This window comes from Dactylosporangium sp. NPDC000521, assembly GCF_042898305.1.
Lineage (GTDB): Bacteria > Actinomycetota > Actinomycetes > Mycobacteriales > Micromonosporaceae > Dactylosporangium.
The window spans coordinates 732,093-741,932 of sequence record NZ_JBIAYW010000004.1 but is presented as its reverse complement, the minus strand read 5'-3'; the positions used below and the strand labels follow the sequence as shown (position 1 = coordinate 741,932).

Genomic DNA, 9,840 nt, shown 5'->3' with positions numbered 1-9,840 from the left:
GGCAGAGGTGACGGTGCGAGCAACCTGGAACGCCCCAGAGCGTGGCGGAAGGTCGCGAGTCACGGGCGCGGTCTCGCCCCAGGCCGACGCCGGAGTGTCAGCGGAGATGGCAGCATGAGTACCCCAGAACGCTCCGGAGCGCGGCAGGAGGTTGCGAGCCACGGGCACCGTGTCGGTCCACGCCTTCGTTGGAGCGCCGGCAGAGGTGACGGTGCGAGCAACCTGGAACGCCCCAGAGCGTGGCGGAAGGTCGCGAGTCACGGGCGCGGTCTCGCCCCAGGCCGACGCCGGAGCGTCAGCGGAGATGGCAGCATGAGTACCCCAGAACGCCCCGGAGCGCGGCAGGAGGTTGCGAGCCACGGTCGCGGTCTCTTCCCAGGCCAACGCCGGGACATCAACGGAGAAGCGGCGCGAGCACCCCGGAACGCCTCGGAGCGCGACGGAAGGTCACGAACCATGGGCGCGGTCTTGCCTCAGGCCGACGCCGGAGCGTCAGCGGAGGTGGCAGCGTGGGCGTGCCGGAGCAACCAGGGGCGCGGCAAAGGGTCACGAATCATGGGCGCGGCCTTGGCGTCGGGCCGATGCCGGGACACCAGCGGAAGCGACGGCGCGAGCGCTCCGAAACGCGCCGGAGCGCGGCGGAAGGTCACGAGTCACAGGCGCAGCGATGGCTCAGGCTGGCGGAGCCGCGCACTCGCTGGAGCTCGAAGGCCGAGTGTGCGGGGCGACGGCCAGACGGTCACCGGTGCGCGCGGGCACTGATCGGAGCGAGCGAGACCACGGTGGACCGGTGAGCGCGGCGGAGGGTTGCGAACCATGGGTGCGGAGTTGAGTGCGGGCCGGTGCGGGAGCGCGGCGGGGGTGACGGGGTGAGCGATGCCGTGGTGAAGGTGCTGCTCGCCGACGACCAGGCGTTGGTGCGGTCCGGCTTCAAGATGCTGCTCGACGCCGAGGACGACATCGTCGTGGTCGGCGAGGCGGCCAACGGGGCGGAGGCGGTGGAGCGGGCCCGGGCCACCCGGCCCGACGTCGTCCTGATGGACATCCGCATGCCCGAGCTCGACGGCATCGAGGCCACCGGCCGGATCGCGGGCATCCGCGGGCTGGAGCACGTGCGGGTGCTGATCCTGACGACGTACGACACCGACGCCTACGTCTTCGAGGCCCTCCAGGCGGGCGCGAGCGGCTTCCTGCTCAAGGACGCGGGCCCGGCGGAGCTGCTGCACGCCGTGCGGGTGATCGCCGCCGGTGAGGCGCTGCTCGCCCCGCGGATCACCCGGCGGCTCATCGCGCAGTTCACCGCGGGGCGCGCCGCCGTGCGGGTGGCCGAGGACCGGCTCGCCGTGCTGACCCAGCGGGAGCGGGAGGTGCTCACGCTCGTGGGGCAGGGGATGAGCAACGACGAGATCGGCGCGGCGCTGTTCCTCAGCCCGGCGACGGCCCGCACGCACGTCAGCCACGCGATGGTGAAGCTCGGCGCGCGGGACCGCGCGCAGCTCGTCGTCATCGCGTACCAGACGGGTCTGGTCACCGCCCGGTGAGCGCGTACGAGTGGGTGGCCCGGGTCGGCGGCGAGGGCGGGCCGCTGCTGATCTGCTCCGAGGCGTCGTTCGCCGCGTGGGGCGGTGCGGTCCTGGACGACGACTACGAGCTGGACCCGGCGTGCGACTACGCCCGCGTGCTCCCCTCGGACGACGAGGATCTCGAGGCGGAGCTGGTCCGGTTCGGCGCGGACCAGGCCGGCCTGGTGTGGGAGATGGACGGGCCGGGCGGCGCGGACGTCGCTGTCGGCGGCGACGGCATGCTCGTCGTGCGGTCATGGGTGCGCAACAGCGACGCCCCGCGCCGGTACGCCGCCGGGCCCGCCGCGCGGGAGCGGGAGTGGACCGTTGCGGAGCTGGACCTGAGCGGCGGGCAGGTCGCCGTGGTGTGGGCACCGGTGGGTGCCGCCGAGGTGACGCGGTCCGGGATCGGGCTCGACCTGGAGCACATGGTCGGCGTCGGCGCCGTCCTGCCGCTGGTGCCCGGCCGGTACCGGGCCGCCTGCGGCCGGCTGGAGGGCCGGCGGGGGCGGTACGCGCCGGCCGAGGAGCAGCACGGCCCGCCGGTCGAGGGCAGCGACGACGACTGGGACTGCCGCTGGCTACGCCTCACCCAGCTGTGAGAGGCGGCCGGTCTCCAGGTGCGTGACGTCGCCGCCGGAGTCCAGGGCGGCGGAGAGCAGGATCGCGAGGGACGTGCCGAGCACCGGCACGTCCGCGGGGTCGTCGGCGAGCCGCGACGCGAGGTCGGGATTCTCCGGCTTCTCGATCCGGCACAGCACCCAGGACACCCTCAGCGGGCTGGTCTGCACAACCGCGGCGATGCTGCGCCCGTCCGCGAGTTCGAAGAGCGTCATGCCCAACTGGTCCTCGCCGCCGGTCAGGAAGAAGCGCTGCTCGTGCGCCGGTGGCAGCCGCCATGCGCCGTCGAACAGGGCCGCGCTGCCGACGCGGTGGTAGAGCGCCACGACCTCCTCCGGCGCGTCGCCCGGCCGTTCGTCCGCCGGGGTCGTGTCGTGGTCGCGCACGATCCGGTCGATCACGTCGTCGATCTCGACCGCCGCGGTCCTCAGGTGCCAGCCGGCGACCGGTCGCAGGGCGCCGTCCGGGTCCTGGGCGACCGCGACGAGCCCGGCGTGCAGCGCCACCACCCGGTTGTCGCCGCCGATCTGGTCGTTGACGTGCACGACCACCCGCGACAGCGTTGCCGGGACATCGGAGCTGTGGATGCCGGGCCCCTGGTTCCTGGGGACGTTCCGAGGTTCGCCGACGGGCAGGTCCAGCATCGGGTTCGGGCGGTCGACGGCCGAGACGGCCAGGTACGGGTAGAAGCGGGTGATCCAGCCGGTGATGAGATCGCCGCCGTACGCGTCGGCCGGGCTGTAGATCCGCTGCCAGAAGGCGACGTCCGGCGCGCCGTCCGCGGCCCGGACGAACTCGTCGAGGATCGGCGCGAGCGACCGGCACCAGGTGTCCAACCCGAAGCGCGGAAGCTCGTCGACCCGTCCGCGGATGCGCCGCCAGTCCTCGACGGTGCCGGTCAGCGTCACCGACGGGATGCCGCAGACCGTGAGCAGCCACAGCGAGAAGTACGGCGAGTACGCGTCCAGCAGCACCACCCGGCCGGCGGTCCGTTCGACCGGCGTACTGGTGGAGAAGTCGCACTCGAACAGCTCGGCGTCCTCGATCTCCTTCGCGAGCAGGCCGGCGAACTGGTCGGCCAGCCGCGCCCACGAGGCGGCGTCCTGCGGCACGGGACCGTCGATGGTGACGGCGAGCTTCTTGCGGCCGGCGTGCCGGACCAGCAGCGGCCGCAGCTCCTCGGCATGCAGGCGGATGTGCTGGGCGACGCCCTGCGCGATGGTGAGCCACACCGCGTCGGGCGACAGGACGAGCGGCCGGTGGTCGGCGAAGGCCCGCGCGGCGGCGCTCAGCAGCGGGTGCACCCCGTCCGGTTCGAGCACCGCCAGCCCGAGGTCACCGCCGACGGCCAGCGCGTCCGGGAACAGCCCGCCCAGCGGGCGGGTCGGCAGCGGCGCGGCGGCGGGCGTGACGTCGTCGACTCCGAACGTGATCACCCGCCGACTGTAAGGCCCCGGTCAAGGACCGGGGCCGCCAGATCAGACCTCGGTCTGCTGGTGGAACACGGAGCGCCACTCGTCGTCCTCGCGGGCGTACACGCTGGTCGCGAGGACCTGGAACTTCTGCTGCTCGTCGTCGATCAGCGCGGTCACCGTGGCCTTGTAGGTCACCAGAGCGCTGTCCTCGCTGATCTGCACGACCTTCAGGTTGCTCAGGTCGGTCTTGAGGAACGGGTTCTCGTTCTTGGTGACGTTCGGGACGATGTCCGCCTTGCCGGCGACGCCATGTTTACTGACGGTCAGGGCATCCTCGCGTACGACCCGTTCGTAGAAGTCGCCGTCGCCCTCGCGGTTGGCCCGCCACATTTCCTTCTCGAGGTCCTTCAGCTCCGTTGCGATAGTCATGTCGACCCCCCTTCCGCAGCTTGGATACCCGTGGTTCGCACCGGTTAAACTGGTTACATGCACCCAGGCATCCACGTGCTGACCAGTGCGTATGGGCAACGGTTCTCGTTCGATCCCGGCAGTCTCGGCGTCGAGCTGCTCGCCACGGGCGGGCCCGGCGAGGGCCGCCGGTGGGAGATCCTGCACCGGCCCGCCGACCTGGCGGACTGGCTGACCCGCACCCGGCTCGCCGCGCCCGCGCCGCTCACCGTGAGTGACCTCCGGATCGGGGTGGCGGACCTGGAGCGGGTCCGGCACCTGCGGGACACGTTCTGGCTGATCGCGCCCGCCATCGCCCACGGCCGGCCGGTCGACGCGCCGGCCGTCGAGGTCCTCAACGGCTACGCGGACGCCCCGCCGCGCTTCCGGGTCGACGCCGTGGACCTGAGCCGCCGGTGGGTCACGCCGGTCACCGGCCGGCAGGTGCTCGCCGCGTTCGCCCGCGACGCGCTCACCGTGATCGGCACCGCCGCCCTGCGCGACCGGCTCCGCGAGTGCGCCGGCGACCCGTGCCAGCTGATCTTCCTCGACACGTCCCGCCCCGGGAACCGCCGCTGGTGCTCGATGGAGCGGTGCGGCAACCGCAACAAGGCCCGCAGCCACCGCACCCGGCGCGCCACGCCCACCGCAACCGCCGCGCCGACCGCAGCCGCGAAACCCTGACCCGGGACGCGCCACGCCGACCGCGGCCCCGACGCCCTGACGCGGGCGGCGCGGCGCCGTGACTAGGCCACCGCGACCGGCGCGGCGCCGTGACAAGGCCACCGCGACCGGCGCGGCGCCGTGACAAGGCCACCGCGACCGGCGCGCTACGCCGAGCGGAGTCGCGACACCCTGACCCGGGCGGCGCAGCGCCGTGCCGTGCACCCGCCCGGCGACGGCTCGACGTACAGCAGCCCGCAACCGCCGCACGTCCGGATGTGCGCCGCGAGCGGCCCGCCGAACAGTTCGATCGCGTCCCGGGCGAGCAGCGACAGCACCTCCGGCACCCGCACCACACCGCGCACGGCGGCCGCGCCGTCGGCCCGCAGCTCCGGCACGGGAGGGGCGATCGCGGCGGCGGCGTTGAGCGCGAGCCGGTCCACGACACTCATCGCGGTTTTCGCCATGGTACGAGCGGCGGCCCGGCGCACCGCATGCCGCAGCGCGTGCACGGGATCGATGTCGGCCGCGGTCGCCGCGACAGGGCCGAGCCCGGTCACCACCCCGAGCCAGCGGGCCAGCCCGTCCGGCCCGGTCAGCAGCTCCGCCCGCCCGTGCTCGCGGTCGTCGGCCGTGTGCACCAGATCGAGCGCCATCCGCCCGCTGCGGAACCGCCGCGCCTCACCCGCGCTCAACCCGTCCAGCCGCGCCATCCACCCACCCTGGAAGAGCGCAGGGACCCGGCGCGAGCGGTGCGCCGGGTCCCGGGGGTGGTGCGGTCAGGCGGCGATGGTGGCGGCCAGGGCGCGCACCGTCGGCGACTCGTACAGCGAACCGACCGTCACCGGCGCGCCGAGGCGGTCGCTGAGGGCCTGGGCGAGCTGCAGCGCGCGGACCGAGTCGCAGCCCAGGCTGAAGAACGAGTCCTCCCGCCCGATCCGGGGGACGGCCAGGACGTCGGCGGCGGCACCCGCGACGAGCTCCTCCAGGCGGCCCTCGGGGGGTGTGTAGCCGGCGCCGCCGGTGCCGATCGCGGCGAGGACCGCGGTGGGGTCGGGGACGCCGCTGCGGTCGCGTTCGATGCGGGTCGTCACCCCGACGCGGGCGAAGATGCCCTCGCTCGCGAGGCGGGTGGCGACGGCGGACCGGACGCGCTCCGGGTCCTCGCCGGGTGCGGGCACCACGGCGACCGCGATCGTGCCGCCGCGCAGCTGGTCCGCGGCCAGGAACGGCTTGATCTGCTCGTTCTGCGGGTCGGCGCCGACCAGCAGGTGCACGGCGCCGGTGTGCAGCGCGCCGAGCAGCGCCACAGTGCCGTGTGCCGGGTCGATCAGGGACAGTCCGCGGTGCCGGGCGGCGGCGACCAGGGGGCTGCCCTGGTTCATGCCGGGCCCGTCCCACATGCTCCAGCCGATGCTCTGCGCCCGGCGGCCGGTCGCCGCCCAGCGGTGCGCCCAGCCGTCCAGGACGGCGTTCGCGGCGGCGTACGCGCCGAACCCGGTGCCGCCGAAGAGGCCGTTGACCGACGAGAAGAGCACGACGGCGGTGCCGGGCCGCTGCCGCAGGAGCCGGTCGATGGCGGCGCAGCCGCCGGCCTTCGGGTGCAGCATCGTGCGCAGCCAGCCCGGCGACTCGGTGCGCAGCTCGTGCCGCGACAGCTCCTCCCACTGCGGCGCGACCGGCGACCCGGCCAGGTGCAGCACCAGGTCCAGGCCACGCCCCCAGTCCCGCTCCGCGTCGGCGACGGCGCCGGACAGGGCATCCGCGTCGGCGACGTCGAGGTTGCGGTACCGGACCTCGCCGATCGACGCGAGAATCTCCAGCGCCTCGCGGGAGTCGTCGTCGAGCTGCGACGCGGGGGTCCGGCCGGTGATGAGCAGCCGTGCCCCGTGCCCGGCGACGAGATGTTCGGCGACGGTGCGGCCCAGCCCGCCGAGGCCGCCGGTGATCAGGCAGGTGCCACCGCGCGGCAGGACGTCGGCGGGGACGTCGAACGCCTCGGGCAGCGTCGTGGTGCGCAGCCGCTGCACGAGCGGGCGGCCGTCGCGCACGGCGACCACGGTCTCGTCGTGCCGCATGCCCGCCAGCGCGGCGAGGTCGTCGTCGCTCGCGTCGGCGGGCGCGTCGATGAGCGTGACCCGGGCGGCAAGGCGCTCCGAGGCGGCGGTCCGCACGAGGGCGGTCAGTCCGGCGCGGTCCGGCTCGACCAGGTCGCCCTCGACGGCGTGGACGGCGCCGCGGGTGAGGACGGTGAGCTCGTCCTCGGGCCCGAGCGTCCTGGCGACGGCGAGGAAGTCGCCGAGCACGTCTCTGGCGGACGAGGTGGCCGTGAACAGCACCCGTGAGTCCGGCGCGGGCTCCAGCGGAGCTGCGGCGGGCTCCCAGACGACGGAGAGCGCCGCGGGGCCGGTCTCGTCCAGGGTCTCGGCGGCCGGGCCCGTGGAGTCGGCGTAGCAGCGGTCGTCGAAGTCGCCCGCGCGCCAGCCCGACAGCAGCCGCTCCCGCTGCACCTTCCCGCCGTTCTGCCGGGGGAACTCCTGCTCCGTCACCGGCACCAGGTACGTGGGGCGCAGCGCCAGGTCCCGCGACAGGGCGGTGCGGATGTCGTCGACGAGCGACGGCACGTCGTCGGAGTCCGGGACGAAGAAGACGACCAGGGCGTCGGTGCCGGTGTCCTCGTCGGGCACGCCCGCGACGGCCGAGCACGCGGGTCGTACACCGGCGACCTGCTCCACGACGGCCTCGATCTCGTGCGCGGGGAAGTTGGCACCGTTGACGATGACCATGTTCTTCTGCCGTCCGGTGAGGAACAGCCGGCCGTCGCGCAGGAAGCCGAGGTCGCCGGTGTCGAACCAGCCGTCGGCGGTGAAGCTCTCCGCGTTGGCCTTCTCGTTGTGCGCATATCCGTTCTGTACGGTGCTGCCGCTGATGTGCAGCCGCCCGACGCGCCCCTCGGGCAGCACGGCACCGTCCGGGCCGACGATGCGCAGCGCGACGCCGGGGATCGGGGCGCCGACCTCGGTGACGACGATCGCGCCCGGGGTGCTGGCGGGCAGCTCACGCAGCGCGCCGTCCAGGGACGCGGGCACCAGCGCGATCGTGCCGGCGGCCGGGTCGTCGCGGTGCATGCGGGAGTAGGTGACGCCGGACGACGTCTCCGACATGCCCCAGCAGGGCACCATGGCGTCGGCGGGGAGCTTGTGCGGGGCGAGCAGCTCGAGGAACCGGCGGGCGGTGCGGGCGACGACGGCCTCACCGGCGTTGCAGATGTTGGTGAGCGTGCGCAGGTCCCAGGAGCCGGCGGCGATCTCGTCGGCCCGCTGCGTGACGAGCGAGAACGCGAAGTTCGGCGCCCAGGTGCAGGTGGCGCCGAACCGGTCCACGCAGTCGAGCCACAGCAGCGGCCGGCGGATGACGGACTCGGTGCGGACGTTGACGTGCTCGCAGGTGAGGAACACGTCCCGCAGGTTGAACATGATCATGCCGCCGACGTGGTCGAGCGGCATCCAGTTGAGCGAGACCTCGTCCTCGGTGAAGCCGTTGGCGGCGATCGTCGCGTACGTGCGGGCGACGATCGTGCGGTGCCGGTGCTGCACGCACTTCGGGGTTCCGGTGCTGCCGGAGGTGAGCAGGTTGACGATCAGCGCCTCGGGGTCGGGCACCGACCACTCGGCGGGCGCCGGGTCGCAGAGGGAGTCCGCGGCGAGCACGCGCAGCCCGGGCAGCCGGTCGGCGAGGGACCGCACGCCCGGCAGCAGCTCGGCGTCGGCGATGACCGGCGGTCTGCCGAGCAGATCCCACGCGGAGGCGAGCTTGCGCACGGCGGCGTTGTCGCCGCTGTACTCCGGGGCGGGCGCGACCGCGGTCGGCATGAAGCCGCCCAGCACGCACGCCCACCACGCGGTGACGAACGTGCGGCTGTCGGCGCACTGCAGCAGCACGGCGTCGCCCGGGGCCAGGTCGTGCCGGCGCAGGCCGCTCAGGACGCGGCGGGCGTCGTCGTACAGCTCGGCGTAGGTCTGCCGGTCGATGCGGCCGTCGGGGAGCAGGTACGTGGTGCCGCGGCCGGGCGCGACGCGGGCGGCCCGCTCCAGGGCCTCGGGCAGCGTCGCCACCGCATCGGGCGGCAGGACCGGCGAAGGGCCCCGCACGAGGGCGGGACGGTCGGCGGGGATCTCCTCACCGGAGGGGAGGCCGGTGGCGGCCTGCCCGCCCGAGACACGGGACGCGGCGGCGCGGAGCTTGCGGTCGTACACGGCGGCGGCGTCCTGCACACCGGCGGCTCCGGCGGCGATCCGGGCGATGGTGTCGGTGGTGCTCACGGGGGTGTCCTTCCGTCCAGGGCGGCGGCGATCCCCCCGGCGGCCGCCGCGGTCAGTCCGACGATGAAGTAGTGGCCGCCCTCGACGGTCACGCCGGTGTGCCCGGCCGTGGTCTGCTCGGCCCATCCGGCCATGGCGGTCTCGTCGACCGAGCCGGCCGTGCCGCGGACGGTGGTGATCGGCACCGGCAGCGGCGGGCGGGGGCGGTGCCGGTAGTTCTCCCAGAGCTCGAAGTCGCCGCGCAGCACGGGCAGCAGGAACTCCAGCAGCTGCGCGTTGCCGGCGACCGCCTCGGGCAGCCCGCCGCGGTCGCGGATGGACGCCAGGAGGTCTCCGTCGGACCGCAGGTGCAGCGGCGCCGGGGGCGGCGGGGCCTGCGGGGCGGGCTGTTCAGCGGCGACCAGCCGCTGCGGCCAGGCTCCGAAGCGCCGGCCCATCTCGTGCGCGACCTCGTAGGCCAGGAGAGCGCCGGCGCAGTGGCCGTACAGGGCGTAGGGCATCGTCGTGTACGGCCGCAGCGCGATCGCGCACGCCGTGACGAGACCCGGGATGCTGGACGGCAGCGGCTCGCGGGACCGGTCCTCGTGCCCGGGCGGCTGCACCGCCAGGACCTCGATCCACGGCGGCAGCAGCGCCGCCATGCCCTGGTAGACCGACGCGCCGCCACCGGCGAACGGCAGGCAGACCAGCCGGAGCCGGGCGCCCTCCCGGGGCACCCGGCGCACCCACTGCGAGTCCGCCGTGAACGTGACGGTGGCAGTGGTCATGCCGCCACCTCCGCTGCGCTCCGGCGTCGGCCTGACCCAATCC

Annotated in this window: 8 protein-coding genes; 3 read left to right on the top strand and 5 right to left on the bottom strand. The window is 74.5% G+C overall.

Going from position 1 to position 9,840, the window contains the following annotated elements:
• Positions 1 to 881: 881 nt before the first annotated feature.
• Together ACFY3L_RS17645 and ACFY3L_RS17640 are read left to right on the top strand one after the other, a co-directional pair.
• A complete protein-coding gene (locus ACFY3L_RS17645) occupies positions 882 to 1,541 on the top strand; it encodes a response regulator (protein ID WP_389324593.1) in 660 nt (219 codons plus the stop codon).
• A complete protein-coding gene (locus ACFY3L_RS17640; protein ID WP_389324374.1) occupies positions 1,538 to 2,164 on the top strand; it encodes a hypothetical protein in 627 nt (208 codons plus the stop codon). Before ACFY3L_RS17645 ends, ACFY3L_RS17640 begins: the two co-directional genes overlap by 4 nt.
• Here the strand turns inward: ACFY3L_RS17640 and ACFY3L_RS17635 are convergent.
• Positions 2,144 to 3,619, bottom strand: a complete 1,476-nt coding sequence (locus ACFY3L_RS17635; RefSeq protein WP_389324371.1) for a DUF4419 domain-containing protein — start codon at positions 3,617 to 3,619, stop codon at positions 2,144 to 2,146. The genes ACFY3L_RS17640 and ACFY3L_RS17635 overlap by 21 nt on opposite strands.
• Before the next feature lie 42 nt (positions 3,620 to 3,661).
• Positions 3,662 to 4,027, bottom strand: coding sequence for a nuclear transport factor 2 family protein (locus ACFY3L_RS17630; protein WP_389324368.1), 366 nt, complete (start codon positions 4,025 to 4,027; stop codon positions 3,662 to 3,664).
• Positions 4,028 to 4,084: 57 nt separating this feature from the next.
• On the opposite strand from ACFY3L_RS17630, the gene ACFY3L_RS17625 reads away from it, so the two are divergent.
• Positions 4,085 to 4,729 carry a CGNR zinc finger domain-containing protein gene (locus tag ACFY3L_RS17625; protein ID WP_389324365.1) on the top strand — a complete coding sequence of 215 codons (645 nt, stop codon included), beginning with the start codon at positions 4,085 to 4,087 and terminating at the stop codon, positions 4,727 to 4,729.
• A 146-nt stretch (positions 4,730 to 4,875) separates the two neighbouring features.
• Here ACFY3L_RS17625 and ACFY3L_RS17620 read toward each other — a convergent pair whose 3' ends face one another.
• The 3 genes from ACFY3L_RS17620 to ACFY3L_RS17610 form a co-directional block, all read right to left on the bottom strand.
• Entirely contained in the window at positions 4,876 to 5,421 is a 546-nt protein-coding gene (locus ACFY3L_RS17620; protein WP_389324362.1) for an ABATE domain-containing protein, read from the bottom strand.
• Positions 5,422 to 5,487: 66 nt separating this feature from the next.
• Positions 5,488 to 9,030, bottom strand: coding sequence for an SDR family NAD(P)-dependent oxidoreductase (locus ACFY3L_RS17615; protein WP_389324359.1), 3,543 nt, complete (start codon positions 9,028 to 9,030; stop codon positions 5,488 to 5,490).
• Positions 9,027 to 9,797, bottom strand: a complete 771-nt coding sequence (locus ACFY3L_RS17610) for a thioesterase II family protein (RefSeq protein WP_389324356.1) — start codon at positions 9,795 to 9,797, stop codon at positions 9,027 to 9,029. Before ACFY3L_RS17610 ends, ACFY3L_RS17615 begins: the two co-directional genes overlap by 4 nt.
• Positions 9,798 to 9,840: the final 43 nt, after the last annotated feature.

What these genes read in the sequence shown, in the direction of transcription:
- ACFY3L_RS17630 (WP_389324368.1), bottom strand. Translation starts at nt 4,027, where the DNA reads ATGACTATCGCAACGGAGCTGAAGGACCTCGAGAAGGAAATGTGGCGG.
- ACFY3L_RS17620 (WP_389324362.1), bottom strand. Translation starts at nt 5,421, where the DNA reads ATGGCGCGGCTGGACGGGTTGAGCGCGGGTGAGGCGCGGCGGTTCCGC.
- ACFY3L_RS17625 (WP_389324365.1), top strand. Translation starts at nt 4,085, where the DNA reads ATGCACCCAGGCATCCACGTGCTGACCAGTGCGTATGGGCAACGGTTC.
- ACFY3L_RS17610 (WP_389324356.1), bottom strand. Translation starts at nt 9,797, where the DNA reads ATGACCACTGCCACCGTCACGTTCACGGCGGACTCGCAGTGGGTGCGC.